Here is a 24310-nt window from a genome sequence, read left to right on the forward strand (position 1 = left end):
TTGAACTTGCTTCAAGCAATTATCGGGCGCAGCCCAGTCAAAAAATACTCCAGCAACTCACGCACCGGTCGGATCGCGTTACCGAAAGGCAGGCTTTCCGATCCGCGAAAAAACAATCCTCGCTTGACGTCACCGTTAAGGGCAAACGCAAGTTGCGTATCAATGCAAAACTGGCCCGCCTTGCCAATGCCGTCGCGCAGACCACATTGTTGCAAGCAGTCAAAGCCGACGGTGCATTGTTTTACACCCGCCTTCTTTTGCAACTTAGCTTCTTTCTCCAAATACCGGGCAAGCCATGGAGTGCGAACCGCACGCGCCGGCAAACCGGCAACGCTCATGAAAGTTACGATATCTTCTGGGCGTGCCTCGGCCAACACCGTCTTGAAGTTGGGATGCGCATCGCCTTCCTGTGTTACCGCAAATGGCGTCCCTAATTGAATCGCGCTGGCGCCCAGCGCCATTAACTCGCCCATTTGTTCATGACTCGTGATTCCGCCAGCAACAATTAAAGGTATCTTCTCTCGCTCAAGACCTAGTTCCTTGAGTAATTCAAAAGTCGACTCCAGTACTGCCTTAAAAGCAAAACGTGGATCACTCACATCTTCTAGCCGTGCCGCCCCAAGATGACCGGCAGCATAACGTGGGCTTTCAATCACAATGGCGTCTGGCAAACGATTTTTGCGCATCCATTTTTTCAACACCAGCGAGATCCCGCGCGCATCCGACAAGATTGGGATCAATGCGACATCGGGATAATTTGCCGTCAACTCCGGTAAATCGAGCGGCAATCCGGCTCCCACTACTACGGCATCAGCCCCGCTCTCGCATGATTGACGGACATAGGCGGCATAATCTGCAACGGCACGCATGACGTTCACGGCGATCATCCCGTGCCCGTTAGCCAATGTCTTCGCTGCGCGTATCTCCCGATCAAGTGCAGTCAAATTCACCGCATTGATCAACGCCTTATCGCGAGAGCGCTCCGTTTGCGCCATCAGATCAGGATGATGACGACGCAAATCGACGCTGGAGATGGTGCCGACCGCGCCCAGGCGAGCGACACTGCCGGCAAGTCGATGCGCAGAGACACCGATCCCCATTCCACCCTGGACGATCGGCAATACTATTTTTTCTTTTATTTTCAAAAGTCGAAATGCAGTTTTTAACAAAATTATCTCCCTGTTCAATTCTGGCTAATTCTTAGTCACCAAATACATTGTTGGTTCAAGCGAAGCGCAGCAAGTCCTGCACTTCATCCCATTGAGTCATTTTGCTGTGGATGGAATAACCCGCATCAACTCCAGCGCTTCGTCAACGGCTGCGGCAATCGGCTGACAAAGATTAATTTGGTTTGTGGCGTGTGCAATCGTGTTGCAACTGACAATACGGTCAACCCCGCATGCTTGCAGGGCAGCGAAAGCATTGCCAGCAAATAACGGATACACAGCAATGCACACCGGTGGCGCCATACCGGCGAGCTCAATTTGAAGCGTCGCGGCGATCATGGTGCGGGCGGTTGAAACAATATCGTCAATTAATACCGGTGTCATACCAACCCAAAACGACGCATCGGGAATAGATACTTCGACATTGCTATCACTACTGTGACGAGTTTTGTTTAAAACCACATAGGGACAGTCCGCCGCTTCTGCAATCTCGGCAATCCATTGTTCACTTTCGGCGTCCGGACCGAAGATAACCGGACGAATCACATTGCCGATGATCCATTTAGCTATTTCAGGTGCTGCAAATGCCACCTTTGTCGGCACCGTATAGAGTTCGGACAATTGGTGATAGCGATGCAAATGCGGATCAACGGTAACCAGCCGGTCGCAGCAGCTCGAAATCAACCGGGCGAAATGCCGCGCAGTCTCGCCCTCACCTTCCTTAAAACGCGCATCCTGCCGCATATAAGGAAGATAAGGAATGACGATGCCAACGCTACGCGCTCCTAACTCACGCGCAACGCATGCCGCAAGATATAAGGGCATGATTTTCGATTCGGGACGGTCGAGCAACTGTGCAAAAATCACGTCGCGCCCGACCACTGGCGTGACAAATCGGGGACAACACTCTTGATCTGGAAAATGATGTATCTGCAAATCACCAATATCGCAGAAAAGGAACGGGTGCAATTGCGCACCAAATTCCTCACTTCCCGGTAGCGTAAAAAGAAGCGGCCTCATCCTACTTCCTGACGTAATAAGTGGGATCTATAGCGATTCATTTCCCAAACTCTGTATGGATCATTCATATATCTGGTGAGGCAGGCAAATTCAATACTGTACTTTGATCGCATTGCACTGGCGCTGACTTGCGATGGATCAAAATTTGCATGTTTTATGAAGAATCCCAGAATTGGAAAGGTAATTTGAGCGCTATATCGGCATGCTTACGTGCAAGTCAGGAATCGCCTCACGACGATTCCGAGCACGCGAAGAAGTTACTTGAAGGCCTTAACAAGTACATCCAATTGGGTTTGCAATGATTTGTCATGCCGCATTATCGGTCGCACTTTACGATCGATTTCGAGCAACTGATAAACCGCCATTTGTGCCGCCCGCACCGAATATTCAACAGTAAAGACAACGTCATCGGCAATCTCAACAAACTGACTGACGAAAGCAAGATTTTTCGATGCCGGTGGAACCGGCAAAGGGCGATCTGAAAGAAGACGCGGCATGAACATACTGGTTATGTAAGGCATTCTGCAGGGTATGCAATTTGCTGATTCAACCGTAGCAAGATCGAATCGCAGATGACCGCATAGTTCTTTTAATATCTCTTCGCCGTTACACTCTGACATCGGCTTGGCAACGTAATTGCCCACCCGGTCTGGAAACAAGGCATAACCCCAAAATACCTGAACATCAACGGGCTGATTTGCAAAATGCGGTTGATTAGCCAAGACAGTTGACATAAACCAATTTGAGTCTTTAAATGTCACCAAGCCACCGGTTCCTGGTTCATTGCCACTAAATTGAATCATCTTGTTAAAAAACGCCGGATTCTTCAAAGTGACGGTAAACGACTCCCAAACCGATTCGGCTATGCTGCTGTTAAATGCGCTTGGATTCCCGAAATCCGATCTACTTTTTGCCAGTTTCTCCCACAACGCCCAACTAGTACTATCGGCTTTAGTCAATTTCGCTGGCGCGTGCTGCATGGAACCAAGACTTGACGCATCGGTCATTGTGCCATTTTGAAAAAAGACCAGATCCTCGTCATTCACTTGAATCTGCTCTTGCTGACCATTTCTTAGACAATGGATCGCCGTCACCACAAACTGGTCGTCTTCTATTTTGTGATCGAGATCGGTCACCGTGCAACCCGTGACGAAACACACTCCGTGCTCTTCCAGCCAATGTTTCAACGGTAAAACCAGAGAGTCATATTGGTTGTAGATGGTGCGTTTGACGCCGCCCAGCGTCTCAATCCGAGAGAACTCCAACATGAAGCGATGTAAATAACGCTTAAACTCAACTGCGCTGTGCCAAGGCTGAAACGCAAAGGTCGTGGCCCACATGGCCCAAAATTCGGTGTTGAAAAATTCAGGTGAAAGCCAATCTGTAATGCAACTGGCACCCAAGGTATCTTCATCGGTATTGGCCAGTTTCAATAGCTCCACACGATCCTGCATGGAAAACCCCATTGAACTGACCGGAACCTTCGCACGTCGACTGTCGACCAGTCGAGCCTTGGAGTTGGCTATGTGCTTCTCGTTAAAATCAACAGTTTCATCGAACACTGTTTTGTCTTTAAAGTTCAGCGACGGAATTGACTTGTATAAATCCCACGTGCATTCGTAATTATCGGTTGTGAACATACGACCGCCACGCAAAGAGTATCCCTGTTCGGGATTTCCGGCTCCATCCAGGCTACCACCCATGACAAGAGCTGCTTCCAAGATATGAATTTGTTCGCCCGCTACGTTTCCATCTCGAATCATGAATGCAGCGGTAGCAAGGGAGCCGATCCCCCCACCTAGTAAATAGGCTTTTGAAATTTTTTTCATTGCTCGAACTTTAAAAAATTATTTAAAAAATAAATAGTCAACCAGACAGGTGGATTTATGCGGAAACCTGCGACAGTTTCACGTAACCATGTCGTTCATCTTGCCCGCTCGGGCAGTAATGAAGGTTCGCACAATTTTTCTAAAGTTAAATTGACCTACATCAATTTACCGCTGACAAATGACCATTTTCGGTTCGGAATAATCGATAAAGCACCGGGTCATCAGGGAGATGGGTGTCAAACACCTGGCACTACATTTTTTGCTCTGTTGCGGGGCCAGCAATCCGCTGAAGGACGACCGTGCCATTTTCTACTGCGCCTTGCAAATCGCCTTCAATTAACGCGTTAATTTGCTCTTTACTACCTTTGACGCTTGTAACGCCGATTGCCTGATTACGTCCGTTGGTTTTTGCCATATATAAAGCCACATCAACCAGTTGCATCGCTTTTTCCCAACTCAGCGCCGTTTCGCCAATACCGGGCAGCGGCATTAAGATGTAACCGGCTGAAATCGTGACGGGTACAATGGCGTCGTCAACGTCATTCTGTTTAACCGGAGTACCTCCAACCACGGCAAGTTCGCGCTGAATAATCTGCGAGACTTTTTCCGCCGGAACCCGGTATAAATAGATCAAAAATTCTTCACCGCCCCAGCGCATCAACATATCTTTTTCTCGCAGTATGTTTTGCAATCTTTTACTCAGTTCGATGAGCACCACATCCCCGATGGGATGCCCATAGGTGTCGTTAACATATTTAAAATGGTCTATATCTAGCAAAACCAAGACATCATGCAAGCCATTCATATCGGCAACGCGGCGTTCGGTTTTTTGATCGAAGGATTCCATGACATTTTGAAAAGCGCGCCGATTGAGCAAGCCAGTCAGCGGGTCACGGGTTGATTGATATTTGAGTTTAAGGTTAGCAGCGCGTAATCGCTGGTTGCTTCTGCGAACTTTTCTGTACAGTAAAAAAAGCCCGATGGCAGTTGCGGCGATGCCAATAATCGTCAAAATAGAAATAATTCTTTGCAGGTTTTTATTTTCAATCTCAACATGCTGCAGAGTGTTTTTTTGTTCTAATTTTTCGATTTCTTTTTGACGCTGGGTGAGGTCGTAATGCACCTTCATTTCTATAATCGTCCTGTCCCGTGCTGCTTGAAATAACCCGCTGGTTATCTGATCTTTTTCCCGCAAAATCTTCAGCGAATCTTGGTAAAGACCGACCTTTTCATAGGCTTTTGACAGATCGCTCAACATGCCTTCCAATACCGGCTTAGCGTTAGTTTTGCGGACAAAATCAACGCCGAGCTTAGCTTCAGCCACTCCCTTTGCCACCTGCCCCATGTACATACGACAAACACCAAGATTTAAGTGCGCAATACCTTCGGTGATCGTTATGCCGTCTTTATGCGCGATATCCATCGATTGCTGGGAATATTGCACGCAAGCGGAGTAATTACCCTGATTCAATGAAGCATCAGCTAAATTACCCAGGCTTTTCGCTTCAGCAGCACGGTTATCTACTTTGCGTGCGATAAACAAACTTTCCTGATAGGCTGCAATTGCCGATGTCCACTGCTCCAGATCGGCGTAAGCATAACCGTTATTGTTAGCGATACTCGCCACTAGCGCCGGTGCATCAAGACGCTGCGCTAAGACCCTGGCTTTAGCTAAATAGCTCAACGCCATGTCATCATCTTTGAGTGAAAGATACAGTCTGCCTACGCTGTTTAAGGTTTTAGCGCGGAGCAAATCAGATTGCCAGCTATTTTCCTTTATCGAATCCAGCGCATTGAGCGCACTTAACTGATGCTGCAATGCGGTCTGAAAATTGCCAATTAAAGAATAAAGTTCCCCGGCTCTGCTTTCAACTTGATTGATCAATAAATTATCGTCACTCAACTTGACGCTAACAAAGGTTTGTTCGATCACTGCCAAGCCTTCACCATATTTACCCTCATCTTGCAATATTTTGGCTTGAAAATTCATTGCCATGATATTCGCGACTGGGTCGTCGAATTGATTGCCGATTTTCATCAAGCCAGCGATTAACGCCTTCGCCTGCTCTTTATTACCGGTGTCGATATAGAGCGGTATCTGCACCAATAATAGATTGCGGCGATCCGTCTGGATTGCATCGATTGGCAGCTGCTGTTGCAAGGTTTGAAGTTGTTTAATTGCTTGCTCTGGTTGAGATTCGCCTAATTTTTGAAGTCGGGTAATCTCTGTTTGTGTTGGGGTTGGCTTAGCGTAGGCGAGCACACTCAGCATGGCGCTGCAGCAGAATACAATGGTGAGCATCCAATGTGGTAACAAATTGCGGATGTGAATGGCGATTATTAACATTCTCCTAAGAGCTCATGAGCTAACTAACGGTTTGTATCAGTTGTATAGGTAGGATAGGTAAAATAATATGAAACAACAACTCAACTTCGCTGCGCGGTCGACCATCTATGAATAAAAATCACTTCCTTTCATGCAAAAACAGCATGAAAAATCAAAGCGCAATATACCTGCTATGAAGTCCATCTGATGGCCGGTAGTTAGCTTAGATAAATATTCCAACTTGAAAGACGTTTTAATTTAAAAAATTAATTTCTTAAAGAGTTTGTTCACTACTTTATTTTATTTCTTGAAATCAACTTCTATATTGTTCTTATTGATTTCCACCTATTTACCCTTGTCACAATCAAGACTGCATTTCACAGCAACAACATTTTTCCACATCCAATCTTCCCACTCAGTTCGTTACCGAACACAAAAAGATTACTTAATAAATAGAATGGGGAAGTAAAAATACCCCCCCACTCGCGAATAAATACCTGCGTCCATCGATAAAAATAGTTTCTGATATGTACGCTTCCGTACAGAAACTTTAACGTCAAATACCAATACTCAGCACAAGTGCGATTACGGACAGTGGCAACGCACGCACCGATCTGGGCTGGCCAATGACAACGATGAATTCAACATATTTAGAGGCATAAAATGAAACGTAATAACAAAAATTCCAGAGCTTCGTCCTGGCTCATCGCATTAACACTGAGTGTCCTGGGTGTAGTAATAGCAGGATGTAGCGGTGGAAGCCAATCTCCAATTCTCGGTATGAACGGTGCAAACGGTGCGGGCCAAACTTCGGCAGCGTCTCCGCCAACAGTCACTGCCGTCGCCCCAGTCAATAATGCTAGCGGCGTACCAGTCAACAACACCGTCATTACAAGTGCCTTCAGTGAGCCGATGGCTCCAATCACTGGTGCAGCAAGCTTTGTCGTGAGCTGTACTTCACCTTGCGTCAATCCAGTCGGCGCCGTCACTCTTGATGCGACCAACGAAATTGCCAGCTTCACACTTGCCAACGGTACTGCGCTTGCACCGGGCACTACCTACACAGCCACAGTGACTGGGGCCACAAGTATCGCCACCGGGCTCGCTTTAGCTAATCCCTATATTTGGACGTTTACTACAGGGGCAGCTCCAGCAGTGACGTTACCCGGCGTTACGGTTACATTTCCTGCAACGTCAAATTCTGGTCCAACACCTGGTGTACCAATTAATACGGCAATAACTGCCGCATTCACCGAAGACATGGCACCGGCTACGATCAATGCAAGCAGCTTTACGCTAACCTGCACATCACCATGCGCGGCTCCTACCGGCGTAGTGAGCTACTCAGTCGGTAGCAGGACTGCCGTTTTTGTGCCAAACGCAGCGCTCACGGTTGGCACTACTTATACCGCGACGATCACTACAGCCGCCACAGATTTGGCAGGCAATGCGTTGGGAGGTAATCAAGCACCAATCCCCGCTTCCAGCAACTATGTTTGGACATTTACCACCGCGACCACTCCCCCGGTTCCGGGTTCGAATGTCTCGGTACTATCTACCAACCCTGCCGCCAATGACACTAGTGTATGTACCAATGCGGCCATCAACGCGACCTTTAACGTACCCGCTAATTTGCACATGAATCCGACTACGGTTAATTCAGCAACGTTTACAGTGACCGGACCGGCACCGGCTTTAGCACCAGTTCACGCGACATCAGTGGTACTAGATGCAGCCACTGGCAGCATCGCCACGTTTACCCCAACAGCACTTACTGCCGGGGTGACCTATACGGCCACAATTCACGGCGGTGCTAGTGGAGTCAAGGATTTAGCTATCCCAGCGGACACTATGGCAGCTAATTTCACTTGGAATTTCACTGCAGTGAGTTGCTCAGCGCCAGCAACTATCCCCCTTGGATCAGCATCGACTTTTGGTAACTTTGGTGGCTCAGCCGGCATGACCAATCAAGGAATTTATACCGTCGTCAATGGCAACATCGGCACCACGGCAGTCTCCACTTCAGTAACTGGGTTTCATGATGCCGGGCCAAATTGTATTTACACTCAAACACCACTGAATGTCGGTACCGTCAATGGCCTGATCTACACCGCGGCACCGCCACCAACCGTAGGTTGCCCTAGCGAAGGAACCGCAACAACCTTTGCGGTCGCCTCTGCGGCTCGTGCCGATGCGCTGACTGCATATAACGATCTGGTGGCCATGCCGGCAGGGCCTAACCCAGGTGCAGGAAACTTAGCCAACCTGACACTTGCGCCTGGCGATTACACCGCGGCATCAGGTTCATTCATGATTCAAGGTGGAAACCTGACCCTCGACGCTCAAGGTAATGCTAATGCCACGTGGGTATTCCAAATGGCAACCACACTCACCGTGGGTGGTCCAGGCGCAGCAGCTCCGGCAAGCATTATTCTCGCCAACGGCGCACAAGCAAAGAACGTCTTTTGGCAAGTTGGTAGCGCCGCGACGATTAATGCAGGTGGCGGTGGAACCATGGTCGGAACGATTATTTCCCAAGATGGCGTATCAATTTCCACTGCGGGCAATGTAGCGATAGTGACCCTAAATGGCAGAGCATTGTCATTGGGTGCTTCAGTTACGCTAGTCAACACGGTCATTAACGTACCTGCTCCATAAGGTATGAAAACATGTCCACCTAGCTGTCCATTCATGATGAACAGCTAGGTGGAATGACAAATAACGTCGAATTACCTGGCGACCACCGGGTTTTATTAATTATTCAGGAGCAGGAAATGAAATGTACAAGAACCTTAAAAAATCTGAGCTTAATTGCTTTTTCCGCTATTGCCATACCCTATGCCGCCGCACAAGAAAATACCACAACCCAAGATACTAGCGCATGGTATGGCGGCTTGAACGTTGGGCAATCCAGGGCAAAAATCGACGACGCAAGCATCACCAACAGATTATTAACAGAAGGAGCTAGTGCAATGTCCATCAACAATAATGATCGTGATACCGGTTTTAAAATCTTTGGTGGTTACCAATTCAACAAAAATTTTTCTATTGAAAGCGGTTATTTCGATCTGGGTAAATTTGGTTACTCAGCCACCACAACACCTCCTGGCACACTAAACGGCAGTATCACGCTAAGAGGGCTAAATATTGATGCGATCGGCTTTCTACCATTTACTGAAAATTTTTCCGGGTTCGGCCGACTCGGATTGAACTACTCGCAAGCAAAGGATTCTTTCAGCGGATCTGGTTTAGCTGCGGTCGCCAGTTCAGATCCTGGCAAGCATGATCTGAACTACAAAGTCGGTATGGGACTTCAGTATCGCCTGACTCAAGCTTTGGCGATGCGGGCAGAAGTCGAACGCTACCGGGTTGATGATGCGATTGGAAATAAAGGTGACATTGATCTGTACTCAATTGGTCTGGTTTATCGATTCGGCGAAAAGACTCAAATGCATGCGGCTGTGTATCGGCCTGCCGCTCCCGCGCCTATACCTGAACCTACGCCTGAAGTAGTGGTCGTGATTAATCAACCGCCTGCACCACCACCGCCAATAAAGGTAGTTTTTGCAGCAGATTCGATGTTCGATTTTAACCGGGCTGACATGCGATCTGACGGAAAACGGTTTCTCGATGAATTTTCTGCCAACCTAAAAAGTGCCAGCTTTGATCTAATTTCTGTAACAGGACATACCGACCGCATCGGCTCGCATGACTACAATATGAAACTATCAACTCGCCGTGCCGAAGCTGTCAAAAGTTATCTGGTAGAGGTTGCGGGAATTCCAAGCAACAAAATCGATGCCAAAGGTGTGGATGGAGTGGATCCGGTGACCAAACCGGAAGAATGCAAAGGCAATAAAGTAACTAAAGCATTAATAGCATGCCTGCAGCCTGACAGACGCGTGGAAGTAGAAGTTACTGGAACGAAGAAGTAACTCTTTCTATTCATTTTAAATGTGTCAAGCGGAATGAACATTACTCGATCCGCTCGGCATCATTTTTATTAGCGTCACTTTTTACCCTAAAGCATGCCGCATATAAAGCCGGTAAAAAGAACATCGTCAGCACCGTTGCGACGATTAACCCTCCCATAATGGCGACCGCCATCGGCCCCCAAAACACTGAGCGTGACAAGGGAATCATCGCTAATACGGTAGCGGCAGCGGTCAATATGATTGGCCGAAAGCGCCGCACCGCAGATTCAACAATGGCGTTCCAAGGCGTCGCACCGGCGGCAATATTCTGCTCAATCTGGTCTATCAAAATGACCGAATTGCGGATGATCATGCCGAACAGCGCAATTACGCCGAGTTGCGCTACAAACCCGAATGGTCGCTGAAGCAGCAACAGCGCAATTGCGGCACCCGCCACCCCTAACGGGCCGGTCAGAAACACCAACAACGCACGTGAGAAGCTTTTTAATTGCAGCATCAATAAAGTGAAAATAATGAAAATCACCAGCGGAACATTGGCAATAATAGAATCCTGCGCCTTGCTACTGTCAGCAGCCGAGCCTTCTAAGTCGATCTTATAGCCGGCGGGTAGCGCCGCACGTAAATTGGTTAATTTTGCTTCTATCTGGTCAGACACGGTCGGCCCCTGTATACCATCGGCAACATCCGACTGCACGGTAATCGCCCATTCCCGACCTTCGCGCCACACCACGCCCGGTTCCCAGACAAAACGCACCTGAGCTAATTGGGAAAGCGGTATTGTTTCGCCAGTCGGCATTTGAATATTCGCATCGTTTAATGCAGTAATGGTGGCGCGCTCCTCCACTGGCTGCCGGATCACAATATCAATTAATTTATTATTTTCGCGATACTGCCCTATCGTCGTGCCACTCAAGATGGTATTTGCCGTGCGCATCACGGTTTGCGACCCTATTCCTAGTGCCAATAATTTGTCTTGATCAAGATTCAGGCGTAAGACCTTGATCGATTCATTCCAGTTATCATTCACGCCCACCGTGTTTGGATTAGCGCGCATGATTTCTTTGACCTGATCGGCAATTGACCGCACCTTAATCAACGAGTCACCACTGATCAGAAATTGAACCGGATAAGGTGCCGGCGGCCCATTCGGCAGGAATTTGACACGGCCACGCACTTCGGGGAAGTCGTTCTTAAAAGCAGCGACGATCTTCAACCGCAACGCTTCTCGAAACGCCAGACTCTTCGGCAAAATGACCAATTGTGCGACATTACTTTGAGGAAAAATCTGATCTAGCGGCAGATAAAATCGTGGGCTTCCGGTGCCGACATAGCTGGTAACACTTTCCACACCATTCTGATGCAACACGAATTGTTCCATTTTTTTTGCCTGCACCTCAGTGGAGGTAAATGATGCACCCTCAGGCAGCCACAATTCAACCATTAATTCCGGGCGACTTGAATCCGGAAAAAATTGTTGTTCAATAAAACCAAAGCCGAACAGGCCCAATGCAAAAGCTGCCAGCGTTAGTAAAATCGTAGCCTTTCGCCATTCCACACACCAGTTCACCATCCGGCGAATACGGCTGTAAAACGGTGTATCGAATAAGGTTTGATGAGAATCTGCACTCACTGCCGGTTTGACCTTCAGCAGGATATAACCGATGTAAGGTGTAAATAATACCGCCACCAGCCAGGAAATAATCAGTGCCAGCGTATTCACCGAAAACATTGAAAAGGTATATTCGCCCGCCATTGATTTCGCCAACCCGATCGGTAAGAAACCAGCCGCAGTAATCAACGTACCGGTCAACATCGGCATGGCGGTTGAGGTATAGGCAAAAGTGGCGGCATCGAAGCGCGACATGCCCTCTTCCATTTTGCGCACCATCATTTCGACCGCGATAATTGCATCGTCAACCAGCAAACCAAGCGCAATGATTAGCGCTCCCAACGAAATCTTATGCAAGTCGATGTCAAAAATACGCATAAACAAAAAGGTTACCGCCAGCACTAACGGTATCGTCAACCCCACTACCAAACCCGGCCTGACATCCAGTCGCCAGGGTTTAACATGTAAACCTAGCGCTAAAAAACTCACCGCAAGAACAATAGCAACCGCTTCGCTCAAGGAACGGAGGAATTCGCTGACGGAAGATTTCACCGCATTCGGCTGATCAACAATCCGCTGCAATTCGAGCCCATATGGTAATTTCGCCTTGATTACTTCAGCCGCATTTTGCAAATTTTTACCTAGCTCGATAATGTCAGCACCGTGCTCCATCGAAATGCCAAGTCCGATCACTTCGCGTCCGTTGTAGCGCATTTTGTCATGTGGCGGATCAATGTAATCACGCTTGATGGTGGCAAAGTCACCTAAGCGAAAGGTTATTCCGTTGGCCCGCAACGGCAAGTTTTCCAAATCTTTACCGGACTTTAATGCTCCGCTGACCCTTAACTGCAAATTATCGTACGGCGTCACCAATACGCCGGTCGACTCAATTACGTTTTGGGCGTTGAGCTGATTAACTATCGCATCGAATGAAATACCTAGCCGCGCGAATTTTTTTTGGGAGAACTCTATATACAGTTTTTCGTCCTGAACACCGTACAACTCTACCTTGGAAACCGACGGTATTTGCAGGAATTGCTGACGCACAAAGTCAGCGTAATCCTTCATCTCGGCATAGGTATATCCGTCGCCCGACAACGCGAAGATTGAGCCGAATGTGTCGCCAAACTCGTCATTAAAAAATGGGCCGATAACGCCCTTAGGAAACGTTCCACTAATGTCGCCAATCTTCTTACGCACCTGATACCAGGCTGCAATTGTTTCCGCTGGTGGTGTCGACTCGCGTAATTGCAGGGTAATCAGTGTTTCGCCCGGCTTGGAATAACTGCGGATTTTGTCGATATAGGGCGTTTCCTGCAATTTTTTTTCAAGCTTATCGGTAACTTGCTCTGCCATCTGCAATGCCGTAGCGCCCGGCCAGTTGGCGCTGATTACCATGACCCGAAAAGTGAACGGCGGATCTTCATCTTGACCAAGACGACTGTAGCTAAGAATGCCCCCTATCAATAACGCCGCAATCAAATACCGCGTCATAGGAATATTTTCAAGCGCCCAGCGGGATAAATTTAAGCGGGATTTCATTTGACGACGGCACCGGTACCGGCGGCCGCTGCAGCGGAGCTAGCATTAGTCACTGGTTCTTCGTCAAGCACCCGAACCCGCTGCCCTTGCTTCAAGGAATTCACTCCAGCCGTCACCACCATTTGCCCGTTGCTAACACCGCCCGTCAAAATAATATCGTTGCCGATGGGTGCGCCGATTTCAACCCGGGTCAATTTTGTCAGGTTATTTTCCACCACCCACACGGCCGAACTTCCCTTGTCCTGAAACAAAGCTGTAAGCGGCACTTTGATTGATTGGTTCGCGCTCTTCGCGGAAAAAATAACATACGCCGTCATGCCCAGATGCACGTCAGCAGGAGCATCGATTAGCGAAACTTTAGTAATGAAGGTGCGCGTTGCGGGATCGGCAATGGGTGATATTTCACGAATTTTTCCGGCAATCAAATCCTTGGGGTGCGCCCAGATACGCACCTGAACGTCGCTCGTCGTGCGCAACGTATCCACCTTATTCTCTGGAATGCCAATGACTACTTCTTTTTCGGCTAACTCAGCCACCCGTAAAATGTCTGCACCCGCCACAACCACCTGCCCTACTTCAGCATTAATATTGGTCACTACGCCGTCTGCGTTGGCGACCAGCGTCGTATAGTTGACCTGATTCGATTGGCTCTTATTGATAGCAACTGACTGTTCATATGCAGCTTCGGCTGATTTGAATGCGCCCTCTTTGCTATCCAACACGGCCTGGCTTACAAAATTCTTGTCACGCAAGTTCAGGTAGCGTTTTAATTCGGCGCTGGCCAGATCACGGTTGCTTTCACTCGCTGTCAGCGCGGCGACGGCTTGCGCTTGTGCCAATTTTTGATCTAGAGGATCTAATTGCATCAATATCTGGCCGCTTTTAACCAGACTACCAACCTCCACGGCACGCGACACAATTTTGCCGCCGACCCGAAATCCAAGCCGGGATTCAATACGCGCACGTACTTCACCGGCGAATTCGGCATCGATCTCGGCATTAGTTGATGTTAATTTGATTACCCGTACTGGGCGGACTTCGTTGACATTGTCTATCGGCTTTGAGCAGCCGGAAACAAGTAATGTGATAGCAAAAAGGGCAAACCTTCCAAGGCGGCCATATCTCAAGGAAAGAATGAAATTGTTCACCTTTTGACCCTTTATGAGGTTGACCAGCTAAACATGGAACTTGCCGTTGTGCCAGCAACTAACAACGTAGGAGTTGTTAGCCTTATTCAACATTATATTTAACTTTTAAGCCATTACTACCCATATTTCCAGACCAACTCGGGCAGATCAATTTCTGCATCGCAGAATGACAGAGTGGAAAGTGTCAGCTTTTTTTACGCCTTGAACAAAGTTACGTGTTTATTGCTTTGAAAAAATAAATTCTCGCGCACTAACATATTGTTTTAAAAGAATAAATTTATTCGAAATTGCTTGAAGGCATGTTAATTGCATTCTTATTTCTTAGGTTTTTTTACAAACGAAATCATAGGAGTTAAGTTCAAATGAATATCAAAAATTTGGCTAAATTTTCTATCATCGGCTTAGCTCTTGTCGTTACGCAAATATCTGCTGTCAACGCCAATCCGCTCACCGCAAATATCACCTATTTCAGAATCAGTGATTCGGACCCGGATGCAAACAAGCTTTGCTGCACCGATGCGACCCCGGAGGTGACCAATAACTTGGGACCTGACGGCTTACCTATGCTACTTAGCACCTACACAGGTATCACTCCGCACGATACTAATGGCGCTGATGAACTAACTTATTGGAGCCCTAACTTTAATCCGAATGTCTCCCAAACCGGTACCGGAACAATCAATATCCCCTTTAACAACAGCGCCATGTACAACCCTAACGGCACTGGTTTTTATGATGGGAACGGGAATGGCTATTTATCCGCCGTTATTTCTGCAACATTAATTGCGCCTACCGCCGAAACGATCTCTTTTACAGTCGCATCAGATGACAATGCCTTCGTTTTTCTTGATGGGCAGGTCGTCTGTAACAATGGCGGTGTTCACGGTGCGCAAACTGTAGGCTGCACATCAGGCACGATAGGTGCTGGTAATCATTCACTTGAAGTGTTTTATGACGATTTGAACCAAACTGGCGCAGTGTTGGATTTCAACGTGATCACAGAGGGCATCACCACCACGCCAATCTCTTTTGACCCCGCTCCGGTTCCAGAGCCCGCTTCGCTGGCATTACTGGCTATTGGTCTTTTGAGTCTTTTCGGGGTTGGTGTTTCACGTAGAGTGAAGTGTCGGGTGTAATTATTTACGTCAAGATTGCCAAAAGCCATCTATGCTCTAGATGGCTTTTTAGTAATTTAAAATAACCTCAACCAACCCTGCCGTAATTATCCTCATAGCGCACGATATCGTCCTCACCCAAGTAACTGCCAGACTGCACCTCAATGATTTCAAGTGGAATTGAACCGGGGTTTGAGAGTCGATGCACCTCGCCAAGCGGGATATAGGTAGATTGATTTTCTGTCAGCAGAGTGACTTTATCGCCACAAGTAATTTCTGCAGTTCCTCTCACAACAACCCAGTGCTCTGCACGGTGATGATGTTTTTGCAGGCTAATCTTGGCACCCGGTTTCACTTGAATCTGTTTTACTTTGAACCGCTCCCCTTCGACTATGCTGTCGTACCAACCCCAAGGGCGGTTAACTTTTCTGTGCGTGTTGTGTTCCAGCCTATTTTGCTTTTCTAGCGCATCTACTATTTTTTTAACCTGCTGGCTTTGAGCTCTATCGGCAACCAGCACGGCATCGGCCGTTTCCACAATCACCAAATTGTTAACACCCACTGCACTGACCAGCCGTTTTGATGAATAGATCAGGCTATTACTCGTATCTGAATGCAGCACATCGCCATGCACCACGTTGCCATTTGCGTCTTGCTCGCCCACCATCCACACAGCGCTCCATGCGCCGAGATCATTCCAGCCTGCGCTAAGCGGCACCATATGGATGGCAACTTCGGAGCCAGGGCATTTTTCCATAACAGCGTAATCAATGGATGCGCTTGGAATCTGTTCAAACGCGGCTTTGCCAGGTCGAATAAATGCAAAATCTTCCGATTTGCCAAGCCAGGCTTGTTGCGTTGCGGTTTCTATATCGGGCCGGAAATGTTTAATAGCGGCGAGCCAGGTGCTTGCTTTGAGGACAAAAATGCCGCTATTCCACGTATAGTCGCCACTTTCCAGAAATTGCTGTGCAGTTTTAAGATCGGGCTTTTCAGTAAATTGCGTCACTGTGTATTCACCATTACGCCCCAATTCACCCTCGAAATTGATATAGCCGAAACCTGTTTCCGGCCTGTCGGGTGTAATGCCGAGAATTGCTATCGCACCTTCTGCGGCGATACGCACGCACTGCTGTAATGCTTTGATATACGCCCCATCATCCGTAATAGTTTGGTCTGCCGGAATGACGGCCAAAATCGGATCGCTCCCGTTAGCCATTGCATGCAGTGCGGCAAATGTTAGCGCTGGGGCGGTATTACGCCCTACCGGTTCGAGCAGCAACGTTGCTTTAATTGACTTCATCTCACGCAGTTGCTCAAGCGCTAAAAAGCGATGCTCTTCATTGGTCACCACCAAGGTGTCAGCAAGCAGAATATCAGTGCAGGCAATGCTATTGATGCGTGAAATGGCTTGTTGAAATAAACTGTTTGTACCGGATAACACCAAAAATTGTTTGGGGAAACCAGCGCGTGACAAAGGCCAAAGTCTAGTTCCTGAACCACCGCAAAGAATTACTGGAGTGACTGTGTTCATTGCTGATTCCCCTTTGATATTGTTTTTTACTATGACTCAATTTTTTCGCGCAAATGTATCAGCAGCACCAACAAATAAAACACGATACTCATACGAGGAAAATCGAACAGACTATCCACCATCCCTACCGTCAAAAAACCAATCAGTGCCGAAGCCAGCAATGCCGCTGGAAAAGCCTTTTCATCAGCGCGCCGCACCAGTATGACTGCGCTGTAAATCAATAACGCTGACATCAGTATTAAACCGAACCAACCCTGTTCAAAATAAAGTTGCAGAGCCAGGTTTTTGAAATGCCACGGTAGGTGGTTTTCAGTGGAGAAAAACCAGTTCTGCATGCCTTGTGCAAAATCGCCATTAGCGATCAACTCATCACCGTTCGGTGCGCGTAAAGAAACCGAGGCAATGTCGATAACGCTACCGTCATTAAAATTCACTAGCGACAATTTGCGCGGGGCGCGCGAATGCCAAGACTGATCTCGTAATTGCTTGGTATCGATAGAAAGTGTAAATGTTTGCCAGTCAGTTGCGTCACCGGGCTTCACTACTTTCCACAGGCACTGCTCGGGATATAGCATCCATTTTTGACATAAGGGCAGATACAATTCCGCGTTCGGATCTTTACTACGCACGACTATTTTCAGGATGTAAAGCTTATCCGGCTGCACATCAACCACTTGCTCGAAATAGAGTGGATCTCCTCCAGTCAAGTGCAAATAATTGTGCTCATCTTCACGCATGAAACGGTACTCAGATATGTTGGCTGCCGGAACACGCTGAACATACAATCCCGGCAGACGCCCCTGCCCCATGCCGAACAGTTTGACTGGCAACCCTTGATCCATAATGTCCAGAATCTGGTGCCAATGCGCTACGCGTAAATTCATGTCACGTTGCATATTTCCGGCGCGCCAGTGCATAGGCGTATTAATTAAAGAAAACCATAAACCCACGCCAATGAGTAGCAGTACCAGCATGGTAATAAAAATATGCCGCATTCTTTGCATGACACTGCGATGTGGCAGCATTCCAGCCAGAAGTACGATGCTGGCTAAGATCAACGCTAAATAACCGCCACGGGCATAGGTGACTAGCATGGCATAACAGGCGATTAAAAAAATTAGCGAAGCGGATAACTTAAGCGCCCAATGTCGGCTGTGTATCCCCCACCACAAAACAAAAGGCATGGCCGTTGCAAAATAGGCTTCAATGTAAGCACCGCCTGTATGCATGCCGGAAAACAAGCCGACCACGCGATAGCCGCTATGGAAATTCCACAAGCCAGTCATGCTAATACGCTCCCAAGCCACCGCAAGCCCAGCGCCTAATACGCCCAAACTCATGCCGAAAGCGATGCGGTAAAACGTCTTGTCAGCGTCGCGTTGCAAATCACCCGCTAGCAGCGGCAACAGCAGCAACGCAAACCCTAATCCCTTGCCAACCCTGAGCGCATTGTAGGGGCTGTAATAATTATTAAAAGAATTGCTGTCCAAAGCCGGAAATGGCCAAGCGCCCATTATCGTTGCGACAAGGCCCGCCAAACCAACCGCCCAAAATAGCGCAGTAGCGGTAGTGGTCATGCCGAAATAGGTATTTTTTAATTCGCCCAGCCCTCTACGGGCAAGTACCGTGATAACGGTAAGCAGCAGGAGCAAATCAAATTCATCAAAGAAAAATTGACCAGTCCACGGCGCAAAATCCAAGACGGGTAAGGCGGCCAATAAAATGGGCAGCCAAGTTTGTGGCCAGCGCCACAAAAACAGCACATAGCCCCCGTAAATCAAGAGAAGCCAAAGCGCGATTGGATGAATACTAAGACTTGATAACATGTCACCAAAATTAGGCAAATACTATGTTAATTATCAGGAGGAGATGGTTACCCAGTTCTTCATATTATGTTGCGTATTGAAATTATTCTATGCGAAATGCTAACAGAAGCGACTCAAATTTGCTAAGCTGACTTCATCAAGTTGTACAAATAAGCGTAGCAGAGATACAGAAACAAAGAACAATTTTAATGATTGTGCTCAATGAATCTCACCAACTCTACCCCCCGTATTTCCCTCGCACGGCGCGCTAAATTACTGGTGCTATATTGCCTTTTTTTAACTCTTGCCAAGCCTCTTTACGCCAGCGACTTTAGTGACGTGATCAAGGCGATTAAGCCATCGGTGGTCGCCATAGGCTCTGTACAAAAAACCCGCAGCCCAGCCATTAGCTTTAAAGGAACAGGATTTGCGGTAGGCGACGGGCTGACTATTATTACCAATGCCCATGTGATCAATACGCCTTTAAATGCTGCTGAACAGGAAACGCTAGGAGTGTTAATCGAGCGGAAAGGCGATACGCCGGAATTCCGGACGGCGGTAATTACGGCCGTTGATGAAGAGCATGACCTGGCCCGATTAACCATCGGCGGAACTCCGCTACCAGCACTAACTTTAGGAGATATTAGCCAAGTCGACGAAGGCCAGTCGATCGCCTTTACCGGATTTCCTCTGGGTATAGTCCTTGGATTTCAGCACGTAACCCATCAAGGAATCATTTCTGCTCTCACGCCAATTGTCAGGCCAGCTCTGACTGCACTGCAACTGAATCCCAAAATGGCAGCGCAATTACGCCGCACTCCTTTTATCGTCCTCCAACTGGATGCAACCGCTTACCCGGGCAACAGTGGCAGCCCACTCTTTGACCCACAAAACGGCAAAGTACTCGGTGTCATCAACATGGTTTTTGTTAAAGGATTAAAAGAAGCGGCCATTACAAATCCGAGCGGTATCAGCTATGCGATTCCAGTTAATTATGTCAGCGACATTCTTAAATTAAAAGTTCCGTGATTTTTGAAGGCTGGATTTTGTCAGTGTTTTTTCAAAAATAAACGATGAACTGAGCACTAATTCCGACAATTTAGGCCAATTCCATATACCCCCCTGTTTTTTTATAATATTTAACGTATCGAATGGGTTTCCCATCGATTAAAAATACGCTTTTCGATAGTTTATTATTAACCCAATACAAGGTTTAGCCTCTACAGTTAAAAGTTAATTTTTATACTACGGTATATTGAGATAAAAACATCAAAATAACTCATGCTTTAAGGCAATTTTAAGTACAAAATACCACGATTTAACGCTCACCTTTCCCCCGTTGCCCTGAGTAACTATTCCCAGATTGTGGATTTTTAATGCATCTGATATATTCATTCGACCTCACCGCAAAAGTAGACATTCAAATGAATACAACAGTTGGCGTAGTAGGGCTTGGCTATGTAGGACTCCCGTTGGCTGTCGAGTTCGGGAAAAAAATTAAGACGGTCGGCTTCGATCTTTCCGAAAAAAAAGTGTCAAACTTTCACAAGTTTATTGACGCTAACGGAGAGTTATCTATTGAAGAGATGCGTGCTGCTGAGTATTTAACCACCAGCACCGATCCAAGCACCTTGTCCTGCGCCGACTTCATCGTCATTGCGGTGCCAACACCAGTCGACTTTGCCCATAACCCTGACTTCACACCACTGCGCGGTGCCAGCGAAACAGTCGGCAGAAATATGAAACGCGGCGCGATTGTCGTCTACGAATCCACCGTTTATCCCGGCGCCACCGAAGAGATCTGTATTCCCATCCTGGAGCGCTTTTCCGGCATGAAATGGAAGCAAGACTTCCATGTCGGCTTCTCTCCAGAACGCATCAATCCCGGCGACAAAGAACATGCCTTACCCAACATCATCAAAGTAGTTTCCGGCGACGATGCAGACACGCTGGACAAAATTGCGACGCTCTATGAAACCATCATCAAAGCAGGTGTTTATCGCGCCTCCAACATCAAGGTAGCCGAAGCGGCCAAGGTAATTGAGAACACCCAGCGCGATTTAAATATTGCCCTAATGAATGAGTTGTCGATTATTTTCGACATGATCGGTATTGATACGCTTGAAGTCTTACAGGCCGCCGGTACCAAATGGAATTTCCTCAATTTCAGACCGGGCTTAGTTGGCGGCCACTGCATCGGCGTTGATCCCTATTACCTGACCCATAAAGCCGACATGCTTGGCTACCATCCGCAAGTGATACTGGCTGGCAGGCGCATTAACGATGGCATGGCCAAGTTTATTGCCGAGAAAGTGGTCAAAGAAATTATTAAGGCTAACCACCACGTTAAAGGTTGCATCGTTAATGTTATGGGGCTGACTTTCAAAGAAAATTGTCCAGACTTACGCAACTCCAAAGTCGCCGACATGATTTACGAATTACAAACCTATGGCGTGGAAGTACATGTGCATGACCCAATCGCCGATGCCGGGGAAGCCCAGCATGAATATGGATTAAAGCTGGACAGCTGGGCGGAATTACCCAAAGCCACCGTCACTATCGCCGCTGTCTCACACCACGAATTGCTGCAACGTCCTTTATCTGATTACCAATCCAAGTCTCTTCCCAACGCCTGCTTCGTCGACATCAAGTCACAATATGATCGCTCCGCATTGACTGCGGCAGGTTTTACTATCTGGCGTCTCTAATTTTTGCTACCGGCGAACGAATTTAAGGCTGACTATGACTACTTATCATGAAGTCCAACAAAAACTGAAGCAGCAACAATCGTGTTGGCTGATTACTGGCGTGGCAGGCTTCATTGGTTCCAACTTATTGGAAACACTGTTAAAGCTAAATCAAAAAGTAGTCGGACTGGATAATTTTTCTACGGGCTATCAGCATAATCTTGATCAGGTGCGAGAACTGGTCGGTAGCAGCGCCTGGAGCAATTTCACCTTTATCAAAGGCGACATCTGCAACCTTAACGACTGCCAGCAAGCATGCGCTGGCGTTGACTACGTGCTGCATCATGCTGCGTTAGGATCGGTGCCACGCTCAATAGAAGACCCCTTGCTCACCAACGCCAGCAATGTCACCGGCTACATCAACATGCTGGTTGCGGCGCGCGATCATCAGGTAAAACGTTTTGTCTATGCCGCTTCCAGCTCAACCTACGGCGACCATCCTGATTTACCAAAAGTAGAATCCGTAATCGGCAAGCCCTTGTCGCCCTACGCGGTGACCAAGTACGTCAATGAGCTGTACGCCGATGTTTTTCAACGATGCTATGGCATCTCGTCGATAGGCTTGCGCTACTTTAATGTGTTTGGCCCACGGCAAGATCCCAACGGCGCTTATGCCGCCGTCATCCCGCAATGGATCGCCGCGCTGATTCAAAACCGCGCTCTGTACATTAATGGCGACGGCGAAACAACCAGAGATTTCTGCTACGTAGAAAACGTTGTGCAAGCAAATATTTTGGCGGCACTGACCACCGATAGTGCTGCCATTAACCAGGTCTACAATGTGGCGCTGAACGACAGCACTAGTTTGAACCAGCTATACCAAATGATGCGCGCTGCGCTGATAGACAGCTTTGCTCACATTCGCGAACATCAACCGAGTTTTCAAACTTTCCGTGCTGGCGATATCCGCCATTCTCAAGCCGATATTTCCAAAGCGCGCGAATTGCTCGGCTACGCTCCAGCGTATCGGGTTGATCAAGGACTCAGCAAAGCAATGGACTGGTACAAACACGACTTGGCGAACAGAAATTAAACCGGATAATTTATTAGTTTGCAAACCGGATATGCGCTTCACAGCCGCGCTATGACACAGGTATGCGTCTATACCAACTTTGACGCTCTCCCCGCTGCCTACCGTGCATTGTTCGATGCATCCTGTCAGCGCGACGGTTTTTTTCTAAGCTGGCCGTGGTTCCATAATTTAAGCCGCAAGGGAATGGAAGCCAGTCTAAATTTACGCATTTATGGCGTTGAATCAAGCGAATTACAATCACACATTCAATCAGAAACACCTCAGCTAAAAGCGCATCTAGCCCTGCCAATGTGTTTTAGCGCATCCAGCCATAACCCGTTGCAACCTAACACCTTGCGCGCCGTTGCCACATATTATTCATCGTTGTTTGGCCCCGTCTTTACCGAACTCAACACAGAACAGCACCTGCATACGCTGATTACGTTTATCGCTGGCGAACTCCCGCGCTGGGACATCGTTGACATGCACCCACTACCCAACGACACGGCCTGGTTCCTAACTATGCAGCAAGCTTTCCGTCAGGCAGGGATGGCGGTTGATAGCTATTATTGCTTCGGAAATTGGTATCTTCAGGTACGACAAAGAACCTACCAGCAATACTTCGATGCGCTACCATCCAAGCTGAAAAATACCGTGCTGCGTAAAACCCGTTTTCTGCAAAATGCCGGGCGCTTGCATTTAAAAATTGCCGCAACTATTCCCGATGTGGAAATAGTTACAGCAGCCTATATGAACGTATATAAAAATAGCTGGAAGCATCCCGAACCTTTTCCTGACTTTATCCCAGGATGGCTGGCGGAAAGCGCTGCACAAGGATGGTTACGCCTGGGGCTAGCTTACGTAGACGGCAAACCTGTTGCAGCACAAATATGGTTAGTACAACAAGGCAAAGCGTCTATCTACAAACTGGCGTACGACCAGCAATTCGCCCACTACTCTATCGGCTCCATACTCACCGCCCATATGATGCAACACGTGATTGATGTCGATCGCGTTGATGAGGTCGACTATCTGACTGGCGATGAAATCTACAAACAAGACTGGATGTCGGATCGCCGGGAGCGCTGGGGAATTATTGCCTTTAATCGCGCCAGTGTAAAAGGCCGGTTGGCTTACTACTACCACTTGGCACGGCGTTACGCGAAACGCTTCCATAAATAGTTTCAAGGCAGTTTCCATGTTGCAATATTTATGGTGAATGAAAAAATGCTGCGATGTTGTAAAAATGCACCTATAAATAATCAGGGTGCAATCATAAAAATACACATTGCAAGGCATGGCGCAGGGCTTGCCAGTAGAAAGCCAATCCAACTCAAAGAAAGTTAATAATTTCCACATTATTTCAACGAAAATTTAGTGTAATCTTCTCGATGTACAACAAGTACCACCTATCGAAAATAGCAACGCAACTCAATGTAGCGGCAGCAAATTGTTCAAATCACCGAATTACCATCACCATTAACGCATTCAAACAACGTCACTAAACCGAGATTTTGACTTC

15 protein-coding genes are annotated in these 24310 nt (G+C 47.7%); 7 read left to right on the forward strand and 8 right to left on the reverse strand.

Features of this window, described 5'->3' with window-relative positions; genetic code table 11:
- Nucleotides 1-11: 11 nt before the first annotated feature.
- The 4 genes from S2091_RS09420 to S2091_RS09435 form a co-directional block, all read right to left on the reverse strand.
- Complete coding sequence (locus tag S2091_RS09420) at nt 12-1175, reverse strand: NAD(P)H-dependent flavin oxidoreductase (protein ID WP_105531587.1); 1164 nt, start codon at nt 1173-1175, stop codon at nt 12-14.
- A gap of 90 nt (nt 1176-1265) precedes the next feature.
- On the reverse strand, nt 1266-2186 hold the full coding sequence (locus S2091_RS09425) for a ribose-phosphate diphosphokinase (RefSeq protein WP_105531550.1): 921 nt from the start codon (nt 2184-2186) through the stop codon (nt 1266-1268).
- Between the two features lie 257 nt (nt 2187-2443).
- A complete protein-coding gene (locus S2091_RS09430) occupies nt 2444-4015 on the reverse strand; it encodes an oleate hydratase (protein ID WP_105531551.1) in 1572 nt (523 codons plus the stop codon).
- 250 nt (nt 4016-4265) lie between these two features.
- On the reverse strand, nt 4266-6362 hold the full coding sequence (locus S2091_RS09435) for a tetratricopeptide repeat-containing diguanylate cyclase (protein ID WP_105531552.1): 2097 nt from the start codon (nt 6360-6362) through the stop codon (nt 4266-4268).
- A 642-nt stretch (nt 6363-7004) separates the two neighbouring features.
- On the opposite strand from S2091_RS09435, the gene S2091_RS09440 reads away from it, so the two are divergent.
- Nucleotides 7005-8999, forward strand: a complete 1995-nt coding sequence (locus tag S2091_RS09440; RefSeq protein ID WP_105531553.1) for an ice-binding family protein — start codon at nt 7005-7007, stop codon at nt 8997-8999.
- Between the two features lie 116 nt (nt 9000-9115).
- Nucleotides 9116-10276 (forward strand): outer membrane beta-barrel protein, encoded by a 1161-nt coding sequence (locus S2091_RS09445; RefSeq protein ID WP_105531588.1) that lies wholly within the window; start codon nt 9116-9118, stop codon nt 10274-10276.
- A 40-nt stretch (nt 10277-10316) separates the two neighbouring features.
- On the opposite strand, the gene S2091_RS09450 is transcribed toward S2091_RS09445, so the two are convergent.
- The gene (locus S2091_RS09450) at nt 10317-13427 is read right to left on the reverse strand and encodes an efflux RND transporter permease subunit (protein WP_105531554.1); all 3111 of its coding nucleotides are present in this window, start codon (nt 13425-13427) and stop codon (nt 10317-10319) included.
- Nucleotides 13424-14575 (reverse strand): efflux RND transporter periplasmic adaptor subunit, encoded by a 1152-nt coding sequence (locus tag S2091_RS09455; protein ID WP_165794958.1) that lies wholly within the window; start codon nt 14573-14575, stop codon nt 13424-13426. The genes S2091_RS09450 and S2091_RS09455 overlap by 4 nt, the downstream gene beginning before the upstream one ends.
- Before the next feature lie 362 nt (nt 14576-14937).
- On the opposite strand from S2091_RS09455, the gene S2091_RS24270 reads away from it, so the two are divergent.
- Entirely contained in the window at nt 14938-15711 is a 774-nt protein-coding gene (locus S2091_RS24270; RefSeq protein WP_105531555.1) for a PA14 domain-containing protein, read from the forward strand.
- Nucleotides 15712-15778: 67 nt separating this feature from the next.
- Here the strand turns inward: S2091_RS24270 and S2091_RS09465 are convergent, their stop codons facing one another.
- Nucleotides 15779-17224, reverse strand: coding sequence for a mannose-1-phosphate guanylyltransferase/mannose-6-phosphate isomerase (locus S2091_RS09465; protein WP_105531556.1), 1446 nt, complete (start codon nt 17222-17224; stop codon nt 15779-15781).
- Between the two features lie 29 nt (nt 17225-17253).
- A complete protein-coding gene (locus S2091_RS09470) occupies nt 17254-19050 on the reverse strand; it encodes an O-antigen ligase family protein (RefSeq protein ID WP_105531557.1) in 1797 nt (598 codons plus the stop codon).
- A 201-nt stretch (nt 19051-19251) separates the two neighbouring features.
- On the opposite strand from S2091_RS09470, the gene S2091_RS09475 reads away from it, so the two are divergent.
- The 4 genes from S2091_RS09475 (at nt 19252) to S2091_RS09490 (ending at nt 23970) form a co-directional block, all read left to right on the forward strand.
- Entirely contained in the window at nt 19252-20058 is an 807-nt protein-coding gene (locus S2091_RS09475) for a S1 family peptidase (protein ID WP_105531558.1), read from the forward strand.
- A gap of 395 nt (nt 20059-20453) precedes the next feature.
- Complete coding sequence (locus tag S2091_RS09480) at nt 20454-21737, forward strand: nucleotide sugar dehydrogenase (protein WP_105531590.1); 1284 nt, start codon at nt 20454-20456, stop codon at nt 21735-21737.
- A gap of 34 nt (nt 21738-21771) precedes the next feature.
- Nucleotides 21772-22809 (forward strand): NAD-dependent epimerase/dehydratase family protein, encoded by a 1038-nt coding sequence (locus tag S2091_RS09485; RefSeq protein WP_105531559.1) that lies wholly within the window; start codon nt 21772-21774, stop codon nt 22807-22809.
- 51 nt (nt 22810-22860) lie between these two features.
- Nucleotides 22861-23970 (forward strand): GNAT family N-acetyltransferase, encoded by a 1110-nt coding sequence (locus tag S2091_RS09490; RefSeq protein ID WP_133166890.1) that lies wholly within the window; start codon nt 22861-22863, stop codon nt 23968-23970.
- Nucleotides 23971-24310: the final 340 nt, after the last annotated feature.

It is taken from the genome of Solimicrobium silvestre (genome assembly GCF_002976435.1).
GTDB classification, from domain to species: domain Bacteria; phylum Pseudomonadota; class Gammaproteobacteria; order Burkholderiales; family Burkholderiaceae_D; genus Solimicrobium; species Solimicrobium silvestre.

Coding starts and splice junctions, on each gene's coding strand:
- S2091_RS09440 (WP_105531553.1), top strand. CDS start 7,005: ATGAAACGTAATAACAAAAATTCCAGAGCTTCGTCCTGGCTCATCGCA.
- S2091_RS09480 (WP_105531590.1), top strand. CDS start 20,454: ATGAATACAACAGTTGGCGTAGTAGGGCTTGGCTATGTAGGACTCCCG.
- S2091_RS09490 (WP_133166890.1), top strand. CDS start 22,861: ATGACACAGGTATGCGTCTATACCAACTTTGACGCTCTCCCCGCTGCC.
- S2091_RS09470 (WP_105531557.1), bottom strand. CDS start 19,050: ATGTTATCAAGTCTTAGTATTCATCCAATCGCGCTTTGGCTTCTCTTG.
- S2091_RS09465 (WP_105531556.1), bottom strand. CDS start 17,224: ATGAACACAGTCACTCCAGTAATTCTTTGCGGTGGTTCAGGAACTAGA.
- S2091_RS09450 (WP_105531554.1), bottom strand. CDS start 13,427: ATGAAATCCCGCTTAAATTTATCCCGCTGGGCGCTTGAAAATATTCCT.
- S2091_RS09430 (WP_105531551.1), bottom strand. CDS start 4,015: ATGAAAAAAATTTCAAAAGCCTATTTACTAGGTGGGGGGATCGGCTCC.
- S2091_RS09485 (WP_105531559.1), top strand. CDS start 21,772: ATGACTACTTATCATGAAGTCCAACAAAAACTGAAGCAGCAACAATCG.
- S2091_RS09425 (WP_105531550.1), bottom strand. CDS start 2,186: ATGAGGCCGCTTCTTTTTACGCTACCGGGAAGTGAGGAATTTGGTGCG.
- S2091_RS09435 (WP_105531552.1), bottom strand. CDS start 6,362: ATGTTAATAATCGCCATTCACATCCGCAATTTGTTACCACATTGGATG.
- S2091_RS09475 (WP_105531558.1), top strand. CDS start 19,252: ATGAATCTCACCAACTCTACCCCCCGTATTTCCCTCGCACGGCGCGCT.
- S2091_RS24270 (WP_105531555.1), top strand. CDS start 14,938: ATGAATATCAAAAATTTGGCTAAATTTTCTATCATCGGCTTAGCTCTT.
- S2091_RS09445 (WP_105531588.1), top strand. CDS start 9,116: ATGAAATGTACAAGAACCTTAAAAAATCTGAGCTTAATTGCTTTTTCC.